The sequence below is a fragment of the Pseudoalteromonas rubra genome (assembly GCF_005887115.1).
Taxonomy (GTDB): domain Bacteria; phylum Pseudomonadota; class Gammaproteobacteria; order Enterobacterales; family Alteromonadaceae; genus Pseudoalteromonas; species Pseudoalteromonas rubra_F.
The window spans coordinates 58,598-85,207 of record NZ_PNCJ01000023.1 but is presented as its reverse complement, the minus strand read 5'-3'; the positions used below and the strand labels follow the sequence as shown (position 1 = coordinate 85,207).

Here is a 26,610-nt window from a genome sequence, read left to right as displayed (position 1 = left end):
ACACTACAATCATAGCCTATTATACAGATTTCAACCGGCCCAGCGCGTTATCTGGCTGCAAAGCACATTCAGTAATCACTTGCCAGAGTACTGTTTGCTCAATGGGCTTAGCAATGTAACCATCAAAACCTGCATGCTGATATTTTTGTCTGTCTTCGGTTAACACATTAGCAGTCAGGGCTATCACTGGCAATGTCGGATGTTGCTGTTTTATTAACTTACAAGCTTCAAGCCCATCCATCACTGGCATCTGAATATCCATCAGAACAAAATCAGGGCACTGACGTTCTACCTGAATGACCGCTTCCTGTCCGTTTGCTGCCAACACCACATCCGCGTTACTTTTATCCAGCAAAGCACGGATCACCAGCTGGTTAATTTCGTTGTCCTCAGCCACCAAAATCCGAACACCAGACAGCTCGGGAAGTGCCACCAGCTCCTCTGAAAAACGCACCTGTGTATTGACACTTTTCTCCAACGGTAAAAATACCGTAAATACGCTGCCCACGTTTTCCATACTCTGCACATCAATGCTGCCTGACATCAACTCAACCAGAGAGTGAGTAATAGATAAACCCAGACCCGTGCCACCGAATTTTCGGGTGGTTGATTTGTCGGCCTGCTCAAAACGTTGAAACAAGCGCTCCAGCGCTTCTTTGCCAATACCCACACCGGTATCGCGCACGGTAAATACCACGCCAGGCTCACCTTTTACTTCTTCAATCTCGAGGTCTACACCACCGCGTTGAGTAAACTTAATGGCATTAGAAAGCAGATTAAGTAGTATTTGCCGGATCCTGACAGCATCTCCCTCCCAATTCGTGTGCTCAAAGCAGCCCGTCACAGACAGGTAGATCCCTTTCTGAGAGGCCACCGCTTGCAAATCTGCCTGAATATGGCTGATCAACTCACTCAGGTTAAACGGCCGGACCTCCAGCGTCAGCTTGCCAGCCTCAATCTTTGAGAAATCCAGAATATCATTGATAATAGTGATCAAAGCTTTGGCTGAATAAGTCGCCTTTTCCAGATATTCCTTTGCTCTGCTGGACAGGGGTTCTTCATTCAGTAGCTGTAAGGTGCCATACAAACCATTCATGGGTGTGCGGATCTCATGGCTCATATTGGCCAAAAATTCAGACTTAGCCCGGGTCGCCTGCTCTGCCACTTGTTTGGCTTCTGCCAGGGCCTGTTCATGCTCCAGTTGTTCCGTCAGGTCATACGCCACCCCCAGAAATCCCACCAGCTGACCTTGATTATCCTGTAACCGTGATACGCTCAGGCGCACGGGGGTGAGTTGCGCGCTCTTTTTAACATAGGTCCAGTTGTTGATGTCATTTTTACCAAGGCGCGCTTTCGCTACAAAGGCTTCAAAGCCCGGCGCCACAGGATATCCCAGCTCTTGAGATAAATCTTCGGCACGTTGAGCTACTTCCAGTTCCAGATGAAACACCGCGGGCGTGAGCTTGCCAATCATTTCCTCAGCTTTATAGCCCAGCAGTTTCTCGGCCGCGGGGTTAAACACTGTAATGATCCCATCCACATCGGTTGCCACCACCGAATAGGTCGCACTGTCTAAAATACTGCGCTGTAGTGCACCCACTTGTTCTATTTCAGCGGTTCGGGCCTGAACTTTCTGCTCCAATACGGCATTGGCTTCAGATAACGCTCTTTCACGGGTTTCCGACAAGTCCAGTTGATGTGCTTTAGATTGATGTGCTCGCAAGACCAATAATTGCACACAAAATACCACCAGCATCAATGCCAGAGTGATCATGACCGCTTCGCGCAATGCCCGGTATGGGCTGGGTAACCCAAGTCCCTGAATGTAATCGGCCGTAGGGCTAAGCTCGAGCCGCCAGATACGACCGTATAACTGGATGACACTATGTCCCCGATATTGGCTCAGCTGTGTCTGTGCTTCGCCACGACTAAAAAACAAAGTACTGGCCTGGCGGTCTATATCTTTGATCTTAACTACCAGATTGCGTTTAATCCCGGTTAATGAGCCCAGCACTTCATCAATTAATATTGGGCTGTAACTCCAGCCCGCAAGTTGTAACATGCGCTCTGCCGGGGTATCTGGTGCATCGCTTTGGGTATAAACCGGCATCAAAATCAAGAAGCCGTGCTGAACTTTCTGATTGGCTTGTACCAGGGTGATGGGTGCCGTCAGCATCACTTCGGCGCGCCTGGCGGCCTCAGTTGCCGCAACCCGGCGCATTGTTTCAGAACCAATATCCAGCCCTACAGCCTGTTTATTGCGCGATTCAGGTTCAATGAACTGGATCACATACAAGCTTTGTTTGTGCGGAGTCAGCTGCTTGATATCAAATTGTTTATCAGGGCGCTGCTGTCTCGCATCCTGTACAAACGCCGCTTTATTTTCAAAAGACACAAACCGGATAAAGCCAAATCCCCGGGCGCCGGGAAACTCTCGTTCATGATACCGACTATCGGAATAACGCTGCATGCGTTCATAATCAAAATACTCTACCCCTGCTGTCTGTATGGCACCACGCAAGCCTGCCAGGCCATATCGATACAATGCCATCCGCTCTTGCACAGCCTGAGAAAGTCGTGTCAGGTCAGTTGTTACTGCCTCCTTTATTCGCGTATCAATACCTTGCAGATGAGACTGGTGGCTATACCAGCCACCCAAGATACCCAACCCCATGACGAGCAGTAAAGGCCAAAGCAGCTGCCACAGTGGCCTGTTGTTCTGTTGTGGTGCATCCTGGTGGTTTGTCACATTACTCGCCTTAATCCGCCCTGCCATTGCTTTAAAGTGCCAGGCACTTTGTTCTTTTTACCGAGTCGCTAACTTTCATTGCTTTGTTTTGACGCAGATGACACATTAAACACGTCTTCTTGCAACACCTGCTCCAGGACCAGATACTGAGCTTCAATGCGGTCGACCAGCGTATCGTATTCGGCCCCATTTTCATGGCTGGCGCCTTCTTCCAGCTTGGCCAGTAACTGGGTCAGCCGCTGTGCTCCTATGTCGGCGCTTTGTCCGCGCAAGGCATGGCTGATCTGCTTAACCTGAGCATGATCTTGTTTTTTGCTGTGTTCCTTCAGAGATAATAATTTCTGGGGGGCTTTATTATAAAACAGCATACAAATTTGCAGATACAGCTCAGAGTCGCCTTGCAAACGTGCAATGGTACCATCCACCTCAAGCACTTTACCCGACAGTTCAGGCGGGTGCTCTGTCTCCTGAACTGGCACATTCTGTTCTGAAGGGCCATGTGAAAGCGTCGCGGCGCTCTGGTGCGTTGAATTCTGCATTGCTGGTTGTTGGTAGGACTTAAACTTTGACAAGACATCAAACAACAACTTGGGCTGTATGGGCTTAGTCACGTAGTCATCCATGCCCGCAGCCAGACATCGTTCGCGCTCTCCCGACATCGCATTGGCCGTCATCGCAATAACCGGGATATGACGGAAAGATTCGCCCCCTTTTCCTTCCCGAATTAAGCGCGTTGCTTGATAGCCATCCATAGTTGGCATATTGCAGTCCATTAAAACAGCAAATACAGGCTGGTTGTTTTTTTCGGCGTTTAATAGTTCGCTCAACGCCTCGTGACCCGATTGGCAGGTCACAACATGGGCATGGATCCCCTGCAGGATCCCCCGGGCGACTTCCCGATTGATCTGATTATCATCTACAATCATCACCGTTGCACCACCCAGGTCGTTCTGCTCAGTACATTGTATGCTGGGTACCATAACCTGATGCTGATTTTTCAGCATCTTGGCAATCGCATCTTGATCAAAGACCGACAGAAAAGCCCCCAAACGGATAGGTTTAACCAGTTTAGCCAGATACCCCTGTGTAACATTCTGATGAGTAAACTCGCTGTACAACACGATGGTTCTCTCATACATGGGGGTATCGACCATATTCTGCATATGGGGGTGGTCATGATCAAGCACCACAAACTCTCCATCGCGCTCCACCACAGTACCGCCATATTTACCTATCACATGTGAAAGATAACTGTGCTCGCGGGCATCTTCCACATACAGCTCGAAGCGCCGGCCATCCAGCGTATTTTCATGGGGCTTAGGCTTGGCTGTATCCAACGCAAACGGCAGAGTAAAATAAAACTTGCTGCCGACATTTTTCTGCGACTCAAAGCCAATTTCTCCACCCATTAATTCACAGAGGTTTTTGCAAATCGACAGACCCAGCCCGGTGCCGCCAAACTCCGCACTGACACCACTGTCTTCCTGAGTAAAAGCAGAGAAAATTTTATGGTGGTTTTGTTTATCTATCCCAACCCCAGTGTCTTCCACGGTCACCCTGAGGAATACTTTGCCCTCTTCCTGCGTCGTCTGAGCACGTACGCAAACACACCCCTTGCTGGTAAATTTAATGGCATTGCTCACCAGGTTAAAGACGACTTGCTTAATTCGCCCGGCATCTCCTGCCAACTCAACAAAGTCAATGTCTGTTACATCCACCACCAGGCTGAGTTGCTTCTCATAAGCTTTTAGCGAAATGGAAGTGACAACATGCTCTACCACTGAAATAGGATTGAGTGGCTCCTGTTCGAGCTCCAACTTACCGGCCTCAATTTTTGATAAATCGAGAATATCGTTAATCAAAGAGGCCAGAGTCGACGAGCTGGTTTCGGTCATTTCCAAATAAGAGAGTTGTTTTTTGGAGAGCGGTTCGCGACGAATGAGGTTCAGCGTGCCCAAAATACCATTCAGTGGTGTGCGCATTTCGTGGCTGATGGTAGAGATAAAGGCACTTTTAACCGCAGAAGCTTTCACCGCCTTGGCTTTTTCTGCTTCCAGTTCTGCCGTGCGCGCTTGTACCAAACGCTCCAAACTTTCGTTGGCACTTTTAACTTGCTGCTCGCTAAGCTTCTCTTTGGTTGTGTCACGACCAAATAAAGTGATCCCAACCAGTTGGTTGTCTGGCCCACGTACGGGTGAAACGGTAAAATTTACATGCCGGATTTGGTCTTGTAGCGTGTAGCTTTCGTACCAGTCAGTATCTTTTGTGCCACCTTCATTTTTGAAGAAAGACACTGCGTCCTGCAAACGATCCATGGGCAACTCAATCAAGTCGGTAATTTTGTGCTGCCGCTCGCTGGCTGCCAGGCTGGGGAAAATCAGCAAAGACGCGCTGTTGTAGGTCTGAACATTCAACTGAGTATCAAAACTGATAATAGGCTCATCAGCCCCGTCAATAATAGACTCATACACCGCCTTATCTTCCTGATACTGCTCACGATTACGATAGAAAAGTACAATGCCACCCATAAATAACAGTAGCACTAAAGTGACAACAGCCAGAAGCATATAGCTTGACAAGCGCCGCTCATTTAACAGCGCGGCTGCCTGCTGCGGCAAGGCAATGGCGGTAATAAACATTTCGTGCCCAGGCCCCTGATAACCGCTGTTTAACTCGCGCTGTATAGCAACCTGCATTCCCACAGAGCCATGCTTTGCCGCACCGTCAACCCGCCCTTTTGCCGTGCTGTGTAACCTGAAGTCGTCATCAAACAGGCGTGGACTAGCCAGATCCCGAGTGTAATGAAACACCGGCTCAGGGCCATAAATATAGTGCCCCTGATGATCGGTCAGATAATACTCTGCGGTGTCATCATTGAGTAATTCAATCAGCTGTCGGGCACTGGAATTAAGCACCAATAAACCAAACAGATCGTTATCTGCATCGAACAAAGGCATGGCGATGCGCAGCACAGGGGTAAACGGACGCTGCACTTTGTTGTTTTCAAAATTCAGTGAAATACGCGACGCAAAGTGCATTTCTTCGGACAGGTCCAGGGTTTCATGAACATAATCTTTATTCGATTTATCCTGCAGTTTGGCCTCGGGGATCCGCTCAACCTTGCCACGCCGCCGATCAACCCGAACAAACTCCCGTCCATCCGGCATAATGATCCTCAGCTGCAATAACTCGGAGTTGTTATGAATGAGAGATCTAAAAATAGTGGCAATGCGCGTTTTCCATAATTCAATGGGCTGATTGTCCTGTGGATCAACGCCATTGTTTTTTAATGCGCGGGCTATGCCCGGAAAAGGCGGGGTATCTTTCAAAAAGTGCAGGTAGCTTAAATCAGCCCGGTAGCGCCGCTCAAATTGCTCTGCGATGTGCGCCGTATTTAGCTTGAGCTGGCTTTCTACTTCAAACTGTACTTCGCGTTGCAGCTTACGTTCAAAGAAAAACACAGCCAGTGCAATCAACAGAAGCAATAACAGGCTGAGCACGCCTGCAAACCAACGCGTTTGCTTACCTTGTTTTGCCGACAGGATCCTTATCATAATATGACCTTTACCCCTGTATACAGGGTGTTTTTTAATGGTTTTTTACCGATGTCAGCTCGGCCATAACCCTGCACAGAAAGGCCGTTGACCGAAAAAATAACTTTAAAAACAGCTGCTATACTCAAACTATAGTCTATGACACGCACTTTACATGGCTCCCGCAAAGACTTTTCACTTTTAGCTGAACCTTGTGTAGTCTTACCCAGTCTCATCCCGGCTTGGCACCCGCAGCCAAATTATGCTCAGCAAACTCAAAGGCCGCCTGACTGCCAAGTGGTCGGGCATAAAGATATCCCTGTGCCACATCACAGTTCAGGCTGCTTAGTTCAGACAACTGAGAGTGCGTTTCGACTCCCTCAGCGACCAACTTCAGGCCTAATGCCTGGGCGAGCAAAACAATGGTCTGTACAATGCCAAGGCTCTGTTCGTCAGTGTTCATATCCATAATAAATGCCCGGTCTATCTTGAGCACATCAAGCGGAAAGGCCTTCAGGTAAGATAAACTGGAATAGCCCGTGCCAAAATCGTCTATGGCAATGCTGACCCCCATGTTTGACAGCGCCAACAACGTCCTTCGCGTCTGCTCAAAATCATCAACCAAGGCACTTTCGGTGACCTCCAGTTCCAGCATCCTGCTCTGCACCTGACTTGACTCCAGGCACTGAACAACATGCTCAATAAATTGTTCATCACGGACCTGCTGCGCAGAGACATTAACACTCACTTTAAGATCTCCGCTCAGTGCCATCAACTGGCTGGCAAACTCACAGCTTTTTTGTAGCACCTGATGACCCAAAGTATCAATCAGAGCTATCTCCTCAGCGAGCGGGATAAACTCCTGCGGTGAAATCAAACTGCCACGGCCATCTTTCAATCTTACCAACGCCTCAAAACCGCAAATTTTCCCCGAGGCTATCTCTACCTGAGGCTGAAATAGCACGATTAAGGTATCTTTTTCCAGGGCATCACGTAATTGCTGCTCCAGCTCATGGCGTTTCATCAGTTCTGCTTCAAGCTCTTGAGAAAAAAAGCATACTGTATTTCGCCCCTGATTTTTTGCTCGGTACATAGCCACATCGGCATGGCGCATCATGACCTCTTCCTCATTCGCATCCAGCTCCGTCATACTCACGCCAATACTGACCGAAATCTGATATTCCTTTTGTTCCAGCATAAAAGGCTCTTTAAAGCTGGCAATCAGGTTGCTGGCGACCACAGCCACATAATTGACGGAGCGCACTTCTTCTAAAACCAGCACAAATTCATCCCCACCAACTCGTGCCAGCGTTGCGTTTGGGTCAATCACCGACTCCAGCCGTTTTGCCACTTTCTTGATTAATTCATCGCCCAGAAAGTGGCCCAGCGCGTCGTTAATGTATTTAAAATGGTCAAGATCAATGAGTAACAGCGCAGTGTAAGTGTCGGAGGCTTTGGAACAGGCAATGGCATGCTGCAACCTATCATGCAGCAAAATACGATTAGGTAATCCGGTCAGCTGGTCGTTATTGGCCAGAAAGTTCATTTTAACCGCCATGGCAACCGACTCGCTGACATCATGGAACACTATGATGGCCCCGATGATGATATTATCTTCATCGCGGATAGGCGCAGCAGAGTCTTCAACTCTGTAAATTTGCCCTTCCCGGCTGTGCAGCTGACAGTTCAGTGCCATCGCCACATTGCGTTTTTCTTCCAGCGCCATCACGGCGGGGTTAAACGAGCGGCTTTGTGACGAAGCATCACGCAAATCGAGAATTTCCTCAATGTGCTTTCCTACAGCATAGCTTGAGGCGTACCCGCTAAGGCGCTCGGCAATGGGGTTCATGTAGGTGATCAAAGCCTGTGTGTCTGTCGCTATTACAGCATCGCCAATAGAATTGAGTGTCACTTTCAGGCGTTGCTTTTCCTGATAAAGCGCTTGCGAAGTGCGCTCCAGATTTTGCTGATAGGCCAGCATAGCCAGCTGGTTATAGACCCGCATCCGGCAGATTTTTAAGTCTATAGGCTTGGGGATATAATCGGCGCCCCCTTCCGTCAGCGACTTAAACTCGATCTCAGGGTCGCGGCTAGCGGTAATAAAAATAATGATATAGTGGGCAGTGTCCGGGTCGCTTTTGAGCATACGGCAAATATCTACACCGTTATACTTACCCATGTCGATATCAAGCAAGATCACATGTGGCTTTATTTCTTTTATCAACGTCACCGCATAACTGGCTTCAGAAGTTGAAAACACCTCACCTAAATCACTCACGGCTTTTTTGACAATCAGAATGCTGCTGGGGTCATCATCAACAATCAGTATTCTGGAGTTGTCCGGCAAATTAAGTATCACAAGCTAGTCATCTATATTTCCCTTATCTACAGAGCATAGAACAAGCTCGCCAGTTTAAAACCCCCAGCCTTCAACTATCGCAATATTTTATTCTTTATCACCCTATTAACTAAAAAGGCTTACCCGGCGAGTTTTGTGCTGCATACGGTAAATGCGTCCAAATTTTGTTGCAATTGCTGCAACGTCATACCTAGTGGCTGGGCAGGCAAGCTCAGACCAACCCAGGCATTGCGGCCACCGTGCTTAGCCCGGTACAAGCAATTATCCGCCAACTCCAACACCTGCTCCCAGCTGCAGCTCTGTGTCTCAGCCAACCGTAAGGGAAAAGCGGCAAAGCCAATCGAGCAGGTGCAGTTAAGCGGCTGACTATCCTGACAAAACGAAAATTGTGCCACTGCATTGTGAAGCCGCTCAACCATCTGTTGCGCGGTTAACATATCGGTCTGAGGCATCACCAATAAAAACTCCTCTCCTCCCCAGCGAACCAGCTCATCCTGCTCTCTCAGCTCCTTTGTAACGACTTCAGCAAACTGCTGTAACACCAGATCGCCCGTTGCATGACCATAACCGTCATTGATCAGTTTAAAGTGGTCGATGTCTATCAGACAAAAAATCGTGCTCTGTGATGCATTGCGGGCTTGTGTCAGGAGTTTATCAGCCTCACTAAAGAAATAATGACGGTTATGCAAACCGGTCAGACTGTCGGAGTAACTCAGTGCTTGCAACTGGCGATTTCGCTCGTCCAGCTCAGCTGTTCTTTGCTTTACCTGCTCTTCAAGTAACGACAGGTTACGCTTATTCTGCCATCGCCAGTATAAGAACCCTAATAATGCCAATGCCAGGATCAACAATAATGCGCCGCGCTGCTGCGCCAGGCGGGTGTTTTCAAGAATTTGCTGGTGACGAAAGATTTCTTGCGCCTGCAAGGCATTGTCTTTTTCCAGTAAGTTCAGTTGCTGCTTTTGTGTGGCCAGTGCGTACTGCGATTCCAGTTGTAGCAGCTTGTTATTACGTTTTTGAAAGTTAAGCGCATCCTTGGTCAGTGCGTAGCGTTTCAGATATAGGTGGGCCTGCTGATAATCACCCAGCTGTACATAGGCATTGGATAATACAAACTGCAAGTCAGCCTGCTCTTCCAAAAACCGTGTTGCAAAGGTTGCTTTTAATGCTGGCATGGCCGTTTCCAGCGTTTGCTGAAAATCGCCTGATTGCAGCCAGGCCATGGACTGCAATAGCTTGAAACGGATCTTCATTCTTTGATTGCGAATGAGTGTATCGCTTTGTGCAACCCGGTTGAGTATAGGTTGTGCCTGCTGGAAGCGGCCAAGTTTGAGTAATGCCCAGGCTCTTACCAAATACAGTTTATCGACCAGCTCTGGTGCCCCAGTGACCACCAGGTTATCGGTGTGCAGCGCAGCCACTGCCTGATGATAGCTCCCCAGCAGCACATATAAGTAGCCTTGCCATAACCTGTGCTCTAACAACAGCAACTGAGCGACATAGGGCATGGTCTGAGCATGATTGTTCAACTGGGAGATCAATTGATGTACGTCATCCAAAGAGCGCTGTGCATAGTTATAACGCTCAAGATCCATTTCTAACTTGGCAATGGCTAGCCGGCTTTGTGCCATCAAAGCCAAATCTTTTCGTTTAATAGCGAGTTGTAATGCATCGTTGTGCAATATCAAGCTCTGCTGATAGTCACCATACTGTTGACGGATCTGACCTTCCAGCAACAAGGTTTGAGCGACAATTTCCAGCGCGTCAATCGCCTGTGCATCGCGTCGCAACGCCCTTAACTCAGGTAATAGCGAGAGGTCAAAATCGCTTTTAACAGTAGCACTTAATTTAGCCAGCGACGTTTCAAGTACTCTGGGTGACGCCAGCTCAGTTGCCGCAGTACACACGCTTAACACAATACATAGCAGCCAACCTGTCAGGAGACCCAAGCGAATCATGGTTGAGACTCCTGCGGCAACATAGCCCGATTAATGACACTCCAGTCTTGTACCTTGCGGTTAATAAACCCTGACTCCGTCAGTGCTTTGCGGATCACCCCACGACGTCTGAGTTCCTTGAGGCCGCGGTTTAATGCAGCAAATATCTGAGCGCCTTCGGGATGACGTTTGCTGACAATAAAGTGACGTGAGTCGGGCAATACCATTTTTACCCCCTCTATGGGCACATAGTCTCGCCCTTCAAATACCAACTGTAGAGATTCACTCACACTAAAATTTACCAGCATGCCATCAACGATGTCGGTTTCTACCATGTTGAGCATACTTTCCCATGGGCCAATAAAGCTCACCAGGTTCATCTTGCTGTTCGTCAGGGCGTGCCAGTCTACCCGCCAGCGAGGGTTGGCAACCAGTGTTAGTTGCTCAAGCCCATCTTGTGTGGTCTGATGCAGCGCCTGATTGCGCTTTGCTACATATATACCGGCTTCGTACTCTCCGAATTTGACGACCGGATCACTCACGTACACAGAACCACGATAATTAATCACATCTTCATGCCAGACGGTGCGCGCCAGGATCAAGCTTTCTCCGGCTATCATGTCTGTGAATTCGAGGATATTGACTGAGGGTTTAGGATTGAATATCACCTCCCGGGTTTCGCCACCCAGGAACAAAGCTTGCTGCAACAGCACCATTTCGATGATTTCAATATGAGAGCCCTGCGTGGTTGGCCGAAAGTCAGTAACATCAAGCACCGAACGGCCCTGTAAAAATGCCTGATAACGCTGAGAAAAATTCTCGCTGCTGATGATATCAACAATCAAAGGGTTGTGGGCTTTGGCACATTGCGACACAACAAGCAATAACAACACCAAAAACTTCATTTGCCTCCCCAGCACACAGATCAATCACAGCATCCTCTAGTATACAGGAAGGAGCGAACAGAAGTTAACCTGAAAATAACAAAAAATAAGCACAATGAAGTAAAAGCAAATTATAAATCACGATTTTTGGAACAATAAGAAGGGGTTAAAAATGATTGAAAGAGCCTGATAGTTTTGCTGTAGAAAACCTGTGGGCTTGCTAACCAAAAAAGAAAAAGGCCTCACTGAGGCCCCTTAGAAATATTGGTATCGATGAGCAAACAGACGTACAACAATACCAAATACCGGTTTATCTACTATTATCAAGGAGATGCAGTATAACTTCTGGCATATTCAATACGCTCCTGCAAACTGGGGTGTGTAGAAAGGTACTTCAACCAGTTTTGCTCATGGGTCTCGCCAAGTTTGGCAAGTGACTCCAGTGCCTGAGCAAAATGCTCACCGCTATAACCCAGACGATGCAGCTGCGCCAGCGCATAGTTATCAGCTTCCCACTCCATCTTCTTTGAGAACTGTAAATCAAGCAAGGCACTGCCCGAACCCAGTACCACCTCAGCAACTATATCCAGGTCACCCACCAGCATGGCAATGGCAATACTGGCCACCGCCGCCTGAGAAGCAAGGCGCACACTGTGCATACGCTCTACGTGGCCAATCTCGTGTAACAGAATAGCTCTGAGCGCATCAGGGTTGTCGGCCAGTAGTGTTGCCAGCTCATCGGTCACCACGACCTGCCCATGTGGCAGCGCGAAGGCATTCGCGCCAAAATGTTCAGAGTGATAGACATCAATACGGTATTTCTGTGCAGACAAGTCAAGCTGAGCAACCGTGTCCAGCCATAGTCGCTCAATGGCCGCCTGCTCTTTCTCAGAGAGAGCCGAGGGCGACAATACGGTACGCTCAATGAGCACCATTGATTGCTGGCCCATTTGCTCCACGACCGCATCTGGCATAGTCTGCACAGCGGTCACCGCAATCCCGGGAACCACCTTAAAGAGCAAGGCATACAGTAACGCAGGCGTTGCTACCAAGGCACACACGATCAGGGCAAGATTGGATTCGAGCTTAGCCAGTAGCGAACGCTTATTTGACTGAAAAGGCCAGCGATGTGCCACGTCCAGCGGCACAAAACGTGCCCCGTCTGTGAAGGTCAGCTCGCTGGCCTGCCCAGGTATGTGCGCCGAAACCTGAAGCGTCTCAACCGAACTTTCGCACACACACTCATCGTCCGTGTAAACGGCGATATGGCTGTCATTGAGCCGGGCAATGGCTTCTTGCACCCGGCTGCTGTTTGGCTGATAAAAGTATCCCCGGATCATCAGGTCAACGAGATATCAACGTCAAACACATTGGCAGCTTCTTCAGCAAAGGAAGAGTCAGCCTGCTGAGCACTATCCAGCACATGGTCTGCACCTGGTAGTAACACCACCTGAGTTGCCTCAGCCAGTGCCCTGACCTTACGCACTTTTGCCCAGGGGAATGCAAGGCCTGCGGTCAGTACAATCGCAGCGGCGTTGGTTGCCAGGATCAGGGCATAACGCAGCGGTGCCAGAGTTGATTTAAATTCTGCAACCTCATCAATTTGCGCATTATTCAGAATATGATTGCGGATCAGCGCCTGATAAATACCTTGCAGTGCAGAAATTACAAACAAGTACAGAGGCACAATCAGGAACACGCCAAAGTTACCTGCTCCCAGTTCACCGGGGTTAATGTTGATATCGGCTACCAGACTTAGTGCGAGACCCAGCAACATCATCGTCAGTATGCCCAGTAATATCACCAGCAATGCGGCGGCATAGTATTCTTTGCCCTGTAATTGCACGCTCACCGGTTTATCACCGTAGCGAATATTACTGTGAATATAAGCGTCAATGCGCTTGAGCACCCAAGGCATCAACAGGTACAAGGTAAAAATACTGACAAATGGTAGCACCACAAAGTTCACCATCGCCTCGCCATAGTTACCTCTAAAGGCAAAGCGAATATTGCGATAACGGGTCATGCGCATACTGAATTTCAGACCCTGATTGATCATCCAGGGCACCAACAGTGCCAGTGCAAATGCCATCATCGCCCCCACAAGCGGGAAATAACTCGATATCATGCTGTAGATAACGAACAGGCCCACGGCGAGCAAACGACCTTTAAGTATTTGAATTGGTGTTGCAAGATAGTCAAACCTGTGCCCGTCTAACAGAGTATGACCATAAAAATATTGCTTAGTCCGTACCGTCGCCCAGGCTGAGTAGATACCCAGTGTCACCAGGGTCAGTAGCATATTGACGATCCATATACCGAAATACTCTTTGCCGTTACCGGTAAATAGCAGTTGGGATGGTGTAGGTTGACTGCCCGGTTCGGCAGCGGCAGGGGTAGAAGTCGAGTCCATTGTTGGCTTCCTAATATCGTTATTCTTTTGTTTTCACACTATTGGCGTCTTCATAGCGAAATGTCCCCATGAAAACTACGGAAAAGTACATTAGAAAAGCAACAAGTGCAACGTATAAAAGCAAAACGCCGACGTAACTTGTCAGTTACCTCGGCGCTGTGTCTGAGTTGATGGGCTTGCTTTACTTAGCAAGCACGTGTCAACCAGTTCAGGAAGTGACGGGCTTCGCTGCCACTTGAAAATTGCGTTTGTTTGCGGCCTGTGCCATCAGCAAAAACGACTTTTGATTTGTTCACCGAAATTGAGCGAATTGGTTGCTCAACACGGATCTCTGTTCCGTTGTATGTATAAGACATAATAAAACTCACTTTTATAATGCGCAGCCTGAAGGCTAACGCTTTAGACAATAAACGAGCTTTATGACAGTTTGATACCAAACCTGAAAAAATCCACGATCAATTTTTCGACACTTTTGCGTCTGCAAACCGAAGCGCGCTTAAAAGGAAATGGTACTGGCGATCTTAATATCTGCATTCACAACGTCCCCGGATGGGGTAACTGCAGTGGTATATCGCCTGACTATAATAAGCTCTACTTGTAATTTTTAATGCGGGCTTACTGGATCAAGGCAAGAGGGCATTACTTCTATGACGCTTTAAATCAGAGGTTATTTAAAGCAAGGGAGTAATAATATCGAAAAAGTGGTTTAATGCAAGCAAAATTTACTGACTTTTTGTCGGCAAAAAGTCAGGGTGCCAAAGTGGCACCCTGCATATGCACAATTACGACTGAGGTTCATACCCCAGGTTGGGCGACAGCCAGCGCTCAGCTTCTGCCAGCGTCATGTTACTGCGCCGGGCATAATCTTCTACCTGATCTTGCTGAATCGCTGCCACAGCGAAGTATTTAGAATCCGGATGCGAGAAGTACCAGCCAGATACCGCCGCGCCCGGCCACATGGCGTAAGAGCTGGTGAGCTTCATACCAATGCGGTTTTCTACATCAAGCAGCTGCCAGATCTTGTCTTTCTCAGTGTGTTCAGGACACGCAGGATAACCCGGCGCCGGGCGGATCCCCTGATAGTTCTCGCGGATCAGTTCTTCATTGCTGAGCTTTTCGTCCTCAGCAAAGCCCCAGTATTGCTTACGCACCTGCTCATGCAAGTACTCAGCAAAGGCCTCGGCCAGACGATCTGCCACAGCTTTCACCATGATTTTGTTGTAATCGTCCTGCTGCTGCTCAAACACCTCGGCTAAATCGTCCTCCTCCAGGCCACCGGTAACCGCAAACGCACCAAAATAATCCGGCGTGCCTTTCGGCGCGATGTAATCGGCCAGACAATAGTTTGGAAAATCGGTTTTTTCGGTTTGCTGACGCAACTGACAAGACTTCAGCAGCACTTCTTCACGGCTTTCATCGCGATAGATTTCAATGTCATCGCCCACCCGATTGGCCGGGAACAGGCCAATTACGCCCAGCGGTTGTAAACTGCCTTTGGCACTCAGCTCGTCGAGCATGGCATTGGCGTCGGCAAAAAGCTTTTTCGCTTCCTCACCCACCACTTCATCTTCCAGAATACGCGGGTATTTGCCTGCCAGCGTCCAGGTCATGAAAAAGGGCGTCCAGTCGATATACTCGCGCAAGGTGGCAATACTGACGTCTTTAAACTCGGTGATGCCCAGCTTTTTGGGCACCGGTGGGGTGTAATTGTCCCAGTCAAGCTTAACCGCATTATCGCGCGCGCGGGCTAAAGTCACGGGTTTTGAGCGGGGCTTTTTACGCGCCTGTTGATCGCGCACCTTAACGTATTCACTGGCGGTTTTTTCCAAAAAGCCGGGCTTTTGCGTGGCACTCAGTAAACTGGAAACCACACCCACCGCGCGGCTGGCATTGTTCACATAAACCACGCCCTTGTCGTATTGCGGTTCAATCTTCACCGCCGTATGCGCTTTAGAGGTGGTTGCGCCACCGATCAGCAAGGGGATCTCAAACCCACGACGGGTCATTTCTTTGGCGACATGCACCATTTCATCCAGCGAAGGCGTGATCAAACCCGATAAACCAATGGCATCGGCATTTTCATCTATGGCGGTTTGCAGAATTTTCTCTGCCGGCACCATCACGCCCAAGTCCACAACCTCATAGTTATTACACTGCAGCACCACACCCACAATGTTTTTACCTATGTCGTGTACATCTCCCTTAACCGTCGCCATGATGATTTTACCATTACTCTGGCCAGCCTGTTTTTCCGCCTCAATGTAAGGGTCCAGATAGGCCACTGCCCGTTTCATCACGCGTGCAGATTTAACCACCTGAGGCAGGAACATTTTACCGGCACCAAATAAGTCGCCGACCACATTCATGCCATCCATCAGCGGGCCTTCGATCACCTCAATGGGTTTATCAAACTGCTGACGACAGGCTTCAGTGTCTTCTTCAATAAATTCAGTAATGCCTTTAACCAGCGCATGCTCCAGGCGCTTGGCCACAGGCCAGCTGCGCCATTCCTGATCTTCCGCTTTCTCAGCCTGTGCCATCCCCGAGTAATTAGGCGCTATCTCTACCAGACGCTCACCGGCACCGGGGTCAGTGTTGAGGACCACATCCTCTACCGCCTTGCGCAGTTCATCGGGAATATCATCGTATACCGTCAGCTGACCCGCGTTGACAATGCCCATGTCCATACCGGCCTGAATGGCATGATATAAAAACACCGAGTGAATGGCTTCACGCACCGGGTTGTTACCGCGGAACGAGAAAGACACATTCGACACCCCGCCCGACACTTTACAGTGCGGCAGGTTTTGCTTGATGCGTCGGGTGCCTTCAATAAACTCGACAGCATAGTTATCGTGCTCTTCGATCCCCGTTGCCACAGCAAAGATATTAGGATCAAAAATAATGTCTTCCGGCGGGAAACCCAGCTCATCCACCAGAATACGATAAGAACGCTCACAGATCTCAAACTTGCGGTCGGCTGTTTCGGCCTGGCCCGTTTCGTCGAACGCCATCACCACCATAGCCGCACCAAAGCGCTTAATGATCTTCGCCTGACGCTCAAACGGCTCGCGGCCCTCTTTGAGTGAAATTGAGTTGACGATGGCCTTACCCTGAATACATTTCAGGCCGGCTTCAATCACTTCCCATTTGGAAGAGTCGACCATGATTGGCACGCGGGAAATATCCGGCTCTGAGGCAATCAGGTTCAGGAACTTAACCATGGCGGCCTTAGAATCCAGCATCGCCTCATCCATGTTGATGTCGATCACCTGGGCGCCGTTTTCCACCTGGCTGCGCGCCACATCCAGCGCGGCTTCGTAATCTTCTTCCAGGATCAAACGCTTAAAACGCGCTGAGCCGGTCACATTGGTTCTTTCACCAACGTTAGTAAAAATGGCTGTAGATTGCGTCATATCAGTACTTCCTAATTCAGATTACAGGCTTCAAGGCCCGCCAGGCGCATTCTTACTTCAAGCTCAGGCAAAGTGCGCGGTGCCACCTGCTCCAGCCCTTTTACAAAAGCGCGAATATGGTCGGGTGTTGTACCACAGCAACCACCCACAATATTAATAAAACCTTCCTTACCCCAGTCAATGATTTCCTTCGCCATCTCAGGGGCTTCCAAGTCGTACTCACCAAACTCATTCGGCAGGCCCGCATTAGGGTGCACCGACGTATAGGTTTCGCACACCCGCGACAATTCTTCGACATAGGCACGCAGCAGATCCGGACCAAGTGCACAATTCAGTCCAATGGAAATCGGTTTGATATGACGGATAGAGTTGTAAAAGGCTTCGGTTGTCTGGCCCGACAAGGTACGCCCTGACGCATCGGTAATGGTCCCGGAGATCATCACCGGCAGGGTTATACCGGTGCGCTCAAAGGCTTCTTCCACCCCATAAGCCGCCGCTTTCGCATTCAGCGTATCGAAGATGGTTTCAATCAGGATCAGATGTGCGCCACCTTCAATTAAGGCTTCGGTCGACTCAATATAGGCCGCCACCAGCTGATCAAACGAGACATTGCGATAACCCGGGTCATTCACATCCGGTGAAATCGAGCAGGTTTTTGAGGTTGGCCCCAAAACACCGGCCACATAACGCGGCTTACTCGGGTCTTTGGCGGTAAACTCATCACAGACAGCCCGTGCCAGACGCGCCGATTCGACATTGATCTCGCGGCTCAGGCTGGCCATATCGTAATCTTCCATCGAAATAGTGGTGGCGTTAAAGGTATTGGTTTCAATAATGTCCGCACCCGCTTCAAGATATTCACGATGGATCTGGCGGATCACGTCAGGCTGAGTCAGGCTTAACAGGTCGTTATTACCTTTGATAAGGACATGCCAGTCTTTAAAACGCTCGCCCCGATAGTCCTCTTCCTCAAATTTGTGTTTTTGGATCATGGTGCCCATAGCACCGTCGAGGATCAAAATACGCTGTTGCATGGCCGTTTTAAGTGCATCGGCAATGGCTGCACCATCGGCCGCGGTGATGATAGGTTTATTCGGCATAATTGTTAGTCCTTACATCCTGGCTAACCAGATTAATATCGTACGGAGTGGTTTGGTAAACATAGTAGTTTAACCAGTTGGAGAATAACAAAAAGGCATGGCTTTGCCATGTCTTAGATGGCTTAGCGTTAACGTCATCTGCTGGGAAATAATTTTCCGGCTTGGGCGCATCCGGACCTTTTTCGCAATCGCGGAAATATTCTTTACTTAAGGTATCGGCGTCGTATTCCGGATGCCCGGTAATATAAACCTGACTGCCCGACACATTTTTGATCAGGTAGGCCCCAACTCGTTCAGAGCCCGCCAACGTCACCAGCTCCTCACAGGCTTCGATTTTGCTGGCCTCAATATGACCATAACGGGAATGGGGCACCAAAAACTCATCGTCAAACCCACGGGTTAACGCACCATGTTCAAAGTAGCAGTGGTGGCGGAACACCCCACACAGCTTATCTTTTTTGAGTTCCCGCTTCAGGCCGTGATGATGAAACAGACCGGCATGTGCCGCCCAGCAGGAGAATAGTGTTGAGGTTACATGGTGTTCGGCCCAGTCAAAAAATGCCTGTAACTCTTCCCAGTAAGTCACCTCTTCGTACTCAAGGTGAGCAAGTGGTGCACCGGTAACAATCAATGCATCGTAATTTTCTTCTCTGACGTCCGAAAAATAACGATAAAACATATTCAGATGCTGCTCCGAGTTGTCGGAACTACGGTGGGTGTCCAGGCGCAGCAGATCCACGTTCACCTGCAAGGGTGTGTTGGCCAGCAGACGAATAAACTGCACTTCTGTTTCCACTTTATTGGGCATTAGATTGAGTATTGCCAGACGCATTGGTCGGATCTCCTGCGTACTGGCTCGGCTTTGTGGCATCACAAAGACATTTTCATGACGCAAATGGCTGATGGCAGGTAAATCGTCGGTGACTGTGATTGGCATGATATTCCCCTCAGTGACTAGGACCCTTAAAGATAGATCCGCTAACTTGCGACATTATGAAGGAACGGGAATAAATTTCAACTTCTAGATGTTTAGCCGTCTAAAATTAAGCATTCTATCACCCGGCCCTTACAGTGCCGCTTTAAGCAGCTGGCAAGAGCGCGTCAATACATCTTCAAGTTCCAGGATTAAGTTTGACTGCTGAGGATTTTGCTGCACAATGGCTTGCTCTAGCTGCGCCGCAAGCTCTGCACAGCGCACCAGCCCCAGATACCCTGCCTGCCCTTTTAATGTATGCGCCATTCGAGCAGCCGCTTCGATGTCCTCTTCTTGCAACGTTTGCCTCAGCCGCGCACAAAATGCCTCCTGTGCAACGACAAACTTATCAGACATTTTATGATAAAACGCCTCGTTGCCATTAACATGCCTTAGTCCTTGCGTCACATCGAGTAATTCACTTGCTGTACTATCCTGCGTTTGTATTGGCGTGAGTGAAGGCATGTCGGCAGGTTCAGACTCTGTGACCACAGGCACCTTACAAAGACCCTGTTTCGGTTTCTTGCTAAGCCATTGATATATTTTTTGATAAGCCAACTCTACATTGATTGGCTTGGCGATATGATCGTCCATACCACAGGCTTTGATTTCCTGCAGATCATGTTGCATAACATTTGCGGTCAGCGCGATGATCGGCACCTCTCGACAGACTGCGCTTTTTCTAATCTCCCGGGTTGCGGTATAACCGTCCATGACCGGCATTTGGCAATCCATCAGGATCAGATCAACTGGAGTTTCCTGTAATAGCTCCAGCGCTTCTTCTCCATGTTCGGCAGTAAGCACCTGCATACCCGCGTCAGTCAGTATCTCCTGTGCAATTTCCCGATTGATATCGTTGTCCTCAACCAGAAGTACCAGTGCTCCTCCTAGTAGTTCTGGCAAGGCCCCCTGCTCAATCTGCGTACCGATTTGCGGTGGAGATGCAGTCGTAGCGGTTGCAATGGGAAAGTCGATTTCCACGAAAAAACGTGTACCTTTCCCCTCGGTGCTTTCACACCAAATCCTGCCATCCATCAGTTTCACCAGGTTTTTGCTGATTGCCAGACCCAGGCCGGTTCCACCGTACTGACGAGTTGTTGATGCATCCGCCTGAGTAAACGGGGTAAACAAGGTTTGCAGCTGCTCCGGTGAAATGCCTATGCCGGAATCAGATACGGTGAACACAATTTTTGCACTGGACTCCGTCAGGGTCTTAATCGCCAACTGCAAAGATAGACTGCCATAATGAGGTGTGAATTTAACTGCATTGCTGAGTAAATTGAGCAATATCTGACTGAGCCTGAGCGAATCCCCCATCAGGACCTCAGGTAACGCAGGGTCCAGGCTTACCTTAAAACCCAACTGTTTCTCTTCAATCCGCGCTGCGATCAGACCGCAAATATGCTCGATGAGTATTTTCGGGCGAAACGGCACAGACTCCACACTCAGTTTACCTGCCTCAATTTTAGAAATATCCAAGATATCATTCAGGATCCCCATAAGATTATCTGCGGCATAACGTATTTTTTTCAGATAGTTATGCATTTTTGGTGGTGCATCTATTTTGAGCGCTAAATGGGTTAACCCGGTGATTGCATGCATGGGGGTACGAATCTCATGAGACATATTGGCAAGAAACTGCGACTTAGCACGGGTCGCACTTTGTGCGGCCTCCATTGCTTCAAGGAGCTTTTTCTCTGCCTCTTTACGCTCAGTAATGTCTCGAATGATGGCGGTGAAATAATTCACCTCTCCCACTTTAGTTTCAGCAACAGCCAAGTCGATGGGAAAACACTGGCCATTTTTCTTGCGTGCTGTCACCTCGCGTTTGTTATCGATAACTTTTTTAATGCCCGTATCAAAATAGTTTTGCATATACTGATCATGGCTGCTGCGGTCAGGCTCAGGCATCAGCATACGCAAATTTCTTCCTAACACTTCGTCGCGCGCGTAGCCAAACATTTCAACCGCTGCCGGGCTAAACTCTTGTACTTCGCCATGAATGTTGATCACTATGATGGCATCGGCTGCCGTATCAATGATGGCACGAGTCATAGCCTGATTTTCTATCAATGAGCGCTCTTTGTGCATTTGTTCAGAGATATCTTGAACAATCCCCACTAGCTTGTAGTGGCCGGTATTGCTGTCCAGAGAGCGCTCAGCCACCAACCGGATAAAATGGCAACTCTCATTATTATGCAACTCATAATTGAAATCATGATGCTGTTGCTGATTATCAAAAATAGCCTGCAATGCCGTGTGAGAGGCGACATCAGTATGACCAAATAAGGTGTGCACGGTTACCGGATGTGCTGGCGATGCCCCCAGAATTTCATAAGCCTCCTGAGACAAGTGAACCAGACCACTTTGCAGTTCTAATTCCCAGCGGCCCAGACGCGCCATTTTTTGTGCCTGTTCATAATTCAGGTTAGCACTTTGTAGCTCCGCAGTGCGCAATTTAACGCGGGATTCAAGCTCACGCTGGTTGTTATCCAGCAGGGCAATATGTTCACGAATGGCACTGGCGGCCCAGTTGAACGTCCTGGTGAGCGCTGCTATTTCTTTGAATCCCGATTCCACTTTTTGAAGCGTATAGGTGCCATCAGCGAGCAAAGAGGCCTGTCTGGCAAGGTCACTCAATGGCGTAATAACCCGCTTTCTAAGCAGTATCATCACCATCAGGATCAGTACCCCACAACCTATCCACATCAGAGCCAGATTAAACCGAATATTGCGCCACAAAGCCTGCTCACTCAACGCAAGATTATAATGCAGATAAATGATGCCAAGGCGGGTCGAACGCAGCTCAGTGCTCGATGGCAAAGCAAAGCTCTGAAACGCCTCAAGCCTTGCACGGTCGGCAGAAAAGGTCAGCAGCGGCATGTTACGACTCAGGGCCGCTTTAACCGACCTATCGAAACCATGACTCGCGATGTCCTGTAAGGATTTACCAACCTCCGCAAACTGATTACTGAATAGTATTCGCCCGGTATGATCCGCAACCACAATGCTGATGACTTCCGGTACAGTGCCTATAACGGATAAATCATGACGGATTTCTTCGGGCCTGTCCGAACTCAGATTTACTTCGACATGACGTTTCAATGTCATCAGCAAATAGCTGGCATGTGACTGATGACTTGAATAAGAGGCATCCCGGCTGCCAGTATAAATCACCATTGTACTCAGACTCAGAACAGCCAGACAAAGTAACAGGACACCCACAGGCACCCAAAATGCCAAGGATGTAGGCACCCCTGGTTGCCTCATTGGCGCACAAACCTCGCATCAACCAGGTCATGCACATCTGCCACTTCATCAATCATGTTCTGCTCTACCAGTACCGATAACAGCCGCTCTACGGTTGAGTGCAAAGGCGGTTCTGTTCCCTTACCCACCAGCAAAGAACGGTTTGTCGGAGCATCGGCCAGTGTAATGCCATCGAGTGCAGCTAACAGCTCATGTGGTTGCAAGCCAAGCCGGGGAGACATCAGCTGGGCAGCGTTTTTAGGGTATTTTTCTATATATGCCAGTGTCGAAAATTGGGCCGAAACCAATGTCTGTAACGCCTCATGATGATGATTAAGATCTGCGGTTCTGACGACCAGCACATCCACGATTTTGCCGGGGATCTGCGCACTGTCAAAAATAATTTTATGCTCCTGATTCACAAGCTGAGTCGTGACCGGTTCAAACGTCACTACCGCGTCAACGGCGCGCGACTGAAAGGCCCGAAGGTGCTGATTTACTGGCAGGTGCACCGCATCTATGTCCGCCATACTCAATTGTGCCGCATCCAGCGTTTCATGCAGCATCAAGGCACCAACAGCAGTTTGTTCATATGCTATTCGCTTACCTTTAAGTTGTGCCAGTTCGGAGACGGACTCACGCACAACCACCGCATCGGCTCCGTTTGATATGTCCATAATCAGGACGATTTTGAGTGCAATCCCCTCAGCAACCAACAGCAAGGCTTCATCGAGCGTCAGTGCTGCTACTTCGATTCGGCCATGACGAAATGCGTCCATGGTATCGGTTGCAGACAGCAGCTCAACCAGCTTGATATTCTCTTTCAACAGACCTTTTTGCTTAGCCAAATAAAGTGTCTCGTAACCAGGCCAGAGATTAAACCCGACTCTGAGCTGTGTTCGAGAGGGATCAGAGCATCCGGCAATCAGTATAAACACCAGTGCTAACAACAAAAGTTTCACTGCCTTCCCCATCCGATAGGTCATTGGTAAAGTTTCTTTTTGTATTCTAGTCTTGAATTGATAACTTGGGGGCTGAATGAAGAAAATAGCAGCGTACTGCACCTGTCAGCCACGACGACGCTAACTTAACTGGTGAGCTGAATGGAGACAATTCTGATCGTTGATGATGACGACTTTGTTGTGGAATATCACACACATATGTTGTCATCACAGTACCGGATAGAAGTCGCGCATGACGGCGAGGCAGCACTTGAGCTGACCAACTCTCGCACACCGAGCCTTATTTTAATGGACATTCAAATGCCACGTATGAATGGCTATGAAGCAGCCTACAAAATAAGGCTTGCCGGTCATACCGTGCCCATTCTGTTTTTTTCAAACCTAAACTCGCTACAAGAGCGGTTAAAAGCTTATGATGCCGGTGGCAACGATTTTATTGCCAAACCGGTTGATGAGCAGGAGCTGCTAACAAAAGTATCTATTCTGCTCAAAGCACACAAAGCGAACTCAGGCCATGCCGACGAAGTCGCCGTCAAGGCTCTGTCGGATCTGTCGTCACTCGGCTATGTAATGGGGTTTTACCGGGACAGTTTTCATTGCCATGATTTAACGCGCCTTGCTCAGGCAGTGTTTAAACTCACCCGTGGATTTGGGCTGAAGTGCTCGCTGATTATTCGCGATCAAAAAGCCAACCCCTGTTTTTTTGATGACGGGATCGCCAAAAACATTGATGCTGCTTTACTGGAATCCTTACAAGGTGCAAATCGAATTATGGCATTTGGTAAACACAGGGCCGCATTCAATTGGCGTCATGCCTCTTTGCTGGTCAAAAACATGCCTGAAGACCCAGACAGAGCCGGCTCAATGCGAGATTACCTCGCCTATATGATGGACGGGCTGGAACAATGTACAGGCAAAGTGCTTGCGGAACAGACCATGAAGCAAACCATTCAGGATTTCAGGGCACAAAATACTGATATTAAGAATAGCATTGTCACTTTAATTGACGATATGGAAATACAGTTGGAAGTTTTGTTCTCCACCCTCAGTATCGACAACGACATTTCAGAAGCCTCAGAGGCGCTGTTGGTCAACATGATCCAAACAGCCAAAACCGCTGCTGAAGAAAAAGTACAATCGGGATTGGTGATTGAAGAACAGTTGACAGAGGTACTGGATATGCTGCAGGAGAAGCAAGAAACAGCGAGCCCAAGTGATGATATAGAGCTGTTCTAGCTTGGCTTAAGGTAGGGCATTACCTGGCGTATAAGCCTCGCCAGGTAATGAAGGGGGCAGGAAAGGAGAAAGGACAAAGTCACGTCTGACCGACATGATGGCAGGGTTAGTTGGGTTGTTCAGCTTTGATCTGGCATAAATATCCCTGTGACGTTAGCTGATGGGTTACTTCTTTGATAAACCATTCACCCGCTAGGTATTCCACCGTTTTATCCACGGTAATTAAAGCACCGGCAACAATATCCGGGTCGCCTGGCACACATAAATGCACCTCACCATGAGCGCGCTTCAAACGCGTCAGGTGAGCGTTTGCAGCAGCCTGTGCGGCAGCTTCATCCGGATAAAGGTAAGGTAAAGTCACCACGGGAGCCGCAGCGCCCGCCTGGACTGAAATCCGCTGTGCCTGCTGCGTGTCGTAGTAATAACAAAGCACGCCACCGACTAAGTGGTAATGGCTGGTTGCCCTGGACCAGTGTATTATTTGATGTTTACTGAGTGTGGTCGAGGTCACGGTTTGCCCAGACAGCGACTGCCCGGTGCCTTTAGTGACAAACAGCAATTTATCTGCCGCAATTTTCATCACCGCGTCGTAGCGCCGCGCAAGCCGCGTAAGCAACTGCATATCACTTTCACTTTGCTCAAGATGCTCCAGCGTAATGCTCTGTAGTACCTCACTCACACCACTTTGCAGCCCGTACTCAGAAGCAATTTGTGCCACCAGGTCGCCAAGTGTAATCGGCTCATCACTGCCCTGCTCAGGCCAGGAGCGGTATCTTGGCGATTTAAAGTTGGCATCCCACATAATGCTGTTGCCATACAAAGTGAGTGCCCGGGCAGGACCCGTAAGTTGGTACGCCCCTACATCAAACTTACCCATCGGTGTAAGTGCAGCATGGTTGTCTGGCGTGCCGTTTTTATATCCCAACGCAATTTCCAGTACATTGCCTGGCTCCGGGAGCTGAATTGGCAGCTCTTCCAGGTTATCGAATCGCACCATGCATACATCACTGAGTAAGCCGGTTCGCTGCGTGACACTGACTTCAACGATCCGATCTTTAAGGCGCTCGGCCACTTCATTGCCATTCGCTTTGATAGAAAAATAGGGTTGCTGGTTCATAACTAATCCCAAATATTGATCACATGCTTGGTCTTAGGCTTAGGCAGCTCGGGCAGAAAAATTTCCACACCCGTCGGATAAATTGCCCCCAATGCAGCCAGGCCCGCATTGGCCCCCAGTACTTTTTCAACCGTCCCGGTACTTTGCCCGTAATGGCGATAACAAATGAGATCAAGACAGTCTCCATCACGAGTCACATAATTTACACCTTTCATGGCTTCTCCTTATTCGGGCTCTTTAAGTGCCGCCTGATACCGACTCAGGCGCATTGAAAACTGGATCTCCCGGGGAATGCCGTCATTGAAAAACAAGGTCCGGGTTTCGCTGATGCTACTGATCACCCACTTCCCCAGGACCCGTCCCACACTGGGGTTGGTCTTGCCACTTTCTTCTACATAACCCAGGGTCAGAGGCTGCCCTTTGGCTGCCTCGTCACGCATATAATCGAGTTGCTTCAACCCGTTTTCGACGATTTGCGGGAAGATAGTGCCTTCCAGATCCAGCGTTTGTTCTCCCACCCCAATAAACTGCATCAAAGGGCTGTTTTTATTTGTCGGGGCATCAAGCGACTTCCAGCGATACTGGGTGTCGTATTTCAGCTTGTTAAATGCCGCTGTGCTGACCGAGAACTTGTAGTCACCCAGCTGCATCATGTGTCTGGCATGATTGGTATTGCTCATTG

17 protein-coding genes are annotated in these 26,610 nt (G+C 49.0%); 1 reads left to right on the top strand and 16 read right to left on the bottom strand.

The window, feature by feature from the left end; translation table 11 throughout:
- Positions 1 to 19: 19 nt before the first annotated feature.
- The 13 genes from CWB98_RS16020 to CWB98_RS15965 form a co-directional block, all read right to left on the bottom strand.
- Positions 20 to 2,749, bottom strand: a complete 2,730-nt coding sequence (locus tag CWB98_RS16020) for a CHASE domain-containing protein (protein ID WP_249364695.1) — start codon at positions 2,747 to 2,749, stop codon at positions 20 to 22.
- A 68-nt stretch (positions 2,750 to 2,817) separates the two neighbouring features.
- Positions 2,818 to 6,303, bottom strand: a complete 3,486-nt coding sequence (locus CWB98_RS16015; protein WP_138545775.1) for an ATP-binding protein — start codon at positions 6,301 to 6,303, stop codon at positions 2,818 to 2,820.
- 211 nt (positions 6,304 to 6,514) lie between these two features.
- Positions 6,515 to 8,641 carry a two-component system response regulator gene (locus CWB98_RS16010; protein WP_138545774.1) on the bottom strand — a complete coding sequence of 709 codons (2,127 nt, stop codon included), beginning with the start codon at positions 8,639 to 8,641 and terminating at the stop codon, positions 6,515 to 6,517.
- Between the two features lie 119 nt (positions 8,642 to 8,760).
- On the bottom strand, positions 8,761 to 10,599 hold the full coding sequence (locus CWB98_RS16005; protein WP_138545773.1) for a GGDEF domain-containing protein: 1,839 nt from the start codon (positions 10,597 to 10,599) through the stop codon (positions 8,761 to 8,763).
- Positions 10,596 to 11,483 carry a hypothetical protein gene (locus CWB98_RS16000; protein ID WP_138545772.1) on the bottom strand — a complete coding sequence of 296 codons (888 nt, stop codon included), beginning with the start codon at positions 11,481 to 11,483 and terminating at the stop codon, positions 10,596 to 10,598. The genes CWB98_RS16005 and CWB98_RS16000 overlap by 4 nt, the downstream gene beginning before the upstream one ends.
- Positions 11,484 to 11,785: 302 nt before the next feature.
- Entirely contained in the window at positions 11,786 to 12,802 is a 1,017-nt protein-coding gene (locus CWB98_RS15995; RefSeq protein ID WP_138545771.1) for a M48 family metallopeptidase, read from the bottom strand.
- The gene (locus CWB98_RS15990) at positions 12,802 to 13,875 is read right to left on the bottom strand and encodes a YjgN family protein (RefSeq protein WP_138545770.1); all 1,074 of its coding nucleotides are present in this window, start codon (positions 13,873 to 13,875) and stop codon (positions 12,802 to 12,804) included. Before CWB98_RS15990 ends, CWB98_RS15995 begins: the two co-directional genes overlap by 1 nt.
- Positions 13,876 to 14,060: 185 nt before the next feature.
- On the bottom strand, positions 14,061 to 14,231 hold the full coding sequence (locus CWB98_RS24000; protein ID WP_164488164.1) for a hypothetical protein: 171 nt from the start codon (positions 14,229 to 14,231) through the stop codon (positions 14,061 to 14,063).
- Between the two features lie 426 nt (positions 14,232 to 14,657).
- The gene (gene metH / locus CWB98_RS15985; protein WP_138545769.1) at positions 14,658 to 17,291 is read right to left on the bottom strand and encodes a methionine synthase; all 2,634 of its coding nucleotides are present in this window, start codon (positions 17,289 to 17,291) and stop codon (positions 14,658 to 14,660) included.
- Positions 17,292 to 17,302: 11 nt separating this feature from the next.
- The gene (locus CWB98_RS15980) at positions 17,303 to 18,325 is read right to left on the bottom strand and encodes a homocysteine S-methyltransferase family protein (protein ID WP_138545827.1); all 1,023 of its coding nucleotides are present in this window, start codon (positions 18,323 to 18,325) and stop codon (positions 17,303 to 17,305) included.
- Between the two features lie 55 nt (positions 18,326 to 18,380).
- A complete protein-coding gene (locus CWB98_RS15975) occupies positions 18,381 to 19,328 on the bottom strand; it encodes a homoserine O-succinyltransferase (RefSeq protein ID WP_138545768.1) in 948 nt (315 codons plus the stop codon).
- Positions 19,329 to 19,457: 129 nt separating this feature from the next.
- Positions 19,458 to 22,619, bottom strand: a complete 3,162-nt coding sequence (locus CWB98_RS15970) for a PAS domain-containing hybrid sensor histidine kinase/response regulator (protein WP_171045677.1) — start codon at positions 22,617 to 22,619, stop codon at positions 19,458 to 19,460.
- 11 nt (positions 22,620 to 22,630) lie between these two features.
- A complete protein-coding gene (locus CWB98_RS15965; RefSeq protein ID WP_171045676.1) occupies positions 22,631 to 23,575 on the bottom strand; it encodes an ABC transporter substrate-binding protein in 945 nt (314 codons plus the stop codon).
- 141 nt (positions 23,576 to 23,716) lie between these two features.
- Here CWB98_RS15965 and CWB98_RS15960 point away from each other — a divergent pair, with 141 nt between their 5' ends.
- The gene (locus tag CWB98_RS15960) at positions 23,717 to 24,811 is read left to right on the top strand and encodes a response regulator (RefSeq protein ID WP_138545765.1); all 1,095 of its coding nucleotides are present in this window, start codon (positions 23,717 to 23,719) and stop codon (positions 24,809 to 24,811) included.
- 106 nt (positions 24,812 to 24,917) lie between these two features.
- Here CWB98_RS15960 and CWB98_RS15955 read toward each other — a convergent pair whose 3' ends face one another.
- The 3 genes from CWB98_RS15955 to CWB98_RS15945 are packed head-to-tail and all read right to left on the bottom strand — an operon-like array spanning position 24,918 to position 26,608.
- Complete coding sequence (locus CWB98_RS15955) at positions 24,918 to 25,928, bottom strand: phage late control D family protein (protein ID WP_138545764.1); 1,011 nt, start codon at positions 25,926 to 25,928, stop codon at positions 24,918 to 24,920.
- Between the two features lie 2 nt (positions 25,929 to 25,930).
- Positions 25,931 to 26,143, bottom strand: coding sequence for a tail protein X (locus tag CWB98_RS15950; RefSeq protein ID WP_138545763.1), 213 nt, complete (start codon positions 26,141 to 26,143; stop codon positions 25,931 to 25,933).
- Positions 26,144 to 26,152: 9 nt separating this feature from the next.
- The gene (locus tag CWB98_RS15945) at positions 26,153 to 26,608 is read right to left on the bottom strand and encodes a phage tail protein (protein WP_138545762.1); all 456 of its coding nucleotides are present in this window, start codon (positions 26,606 to 26,608) and stop codon (positions 26,153 to 26,155) included.
- Positions 26,609 to 26,610 lie beyond the last annotated feature (2 nt).

Bases quoted from the DNA above. Each gene is read 5' to 3' on its own strand.
- CWB98_RS16015 (WP_138545775.1), bottom strand. From the start codon at position 6,303: ATGATAAGGATCCTGTCGGCAAAACAAGGTAAGCAAACGCGTTGGTTT.
- CWB98_RS16005 (WP_138545773.1), bottom strand. From the start codon at position 10,599: ATGATTCGCTTGGGTCTCCTGACAGGTTGGCTGCTATGTATTGTGTTA.
- CWB98_RS16000 (WP_138545772.1), bottom strand. From the start codon at position 11,483: ATGAAGTTTTTGGTGTTGTTATTGCTTGTTGTGTCGCAATGTGCCAAA.
- CWB98_RS15995 (WP_138545771.1), bottom strand. From the start codon at position 12,802: ATGATCCGGGGATACTTTTATCAGCCAAACAGCAGCCGGGTGCAAGAA.
- CWB98_RS15990 (WP_138545770.1), bottom strand. From the start codon at position 13,875: ATGGACTCGACTTCTACCCCTGCCGCTGCCGAACCGGGCAGTCAACCT.
- CWB98_RS24000 (WP_164488164.1), bottom strand. From the start codon at position 14,231: ATGTCTTATACATACAACGGAACAGAGATCCGTGTTGAGCAACCAATT.
- metH (WP_138545769.1), bottom strand. From the start codon at position 17,291: ATGACGCAATCTACAGCCATTTTTACTAACGTTGGTGAAAGAACCAAT.
- CWB98_RS15980 (WP_138545827.1), bottom strand. From the start codon at position 18,325: ATGCAACAGCGTATTTTGATCCTCGACGGTGCTATGGGCACCATGATC.
- CWB98_RS15975 (WP_138545768.1), bottom strand. From the start codon at position 19,328: ATGCCAATCACAGTCACCGACGATTTACCTGCCATCAGCCATTTGCGT.
- CWB98_RS15960 (WP_138545765.1), top strand. From the start codon at position 23,717: ATGGAGACAATTCTGATCGTTGATGATGACGACTTTGTTGTGGAATAT.
- CWB98_RS15955 (WP_138545764.1), bottom strand. From the start codon at position 25,928: ATGAACCAGCAACCCTATTTTTCTATCAAAGCGAATGGCAATGAAGTG.
- CWB98_RS15950 (WP_138545763.1), bottom strand. From the start codon at position 26,143: ATGAAAGGTGTAAATTATGTGACTCGTGATGGAGACTGTCTTGATCTC.
- CWB98_RS15945 (WP_138545762.1), bottom strand. From the start codon at position 26,608: ATGAGCAATACCAATCATGCCAGACACATGATGCAGCTGGGTGACTAC.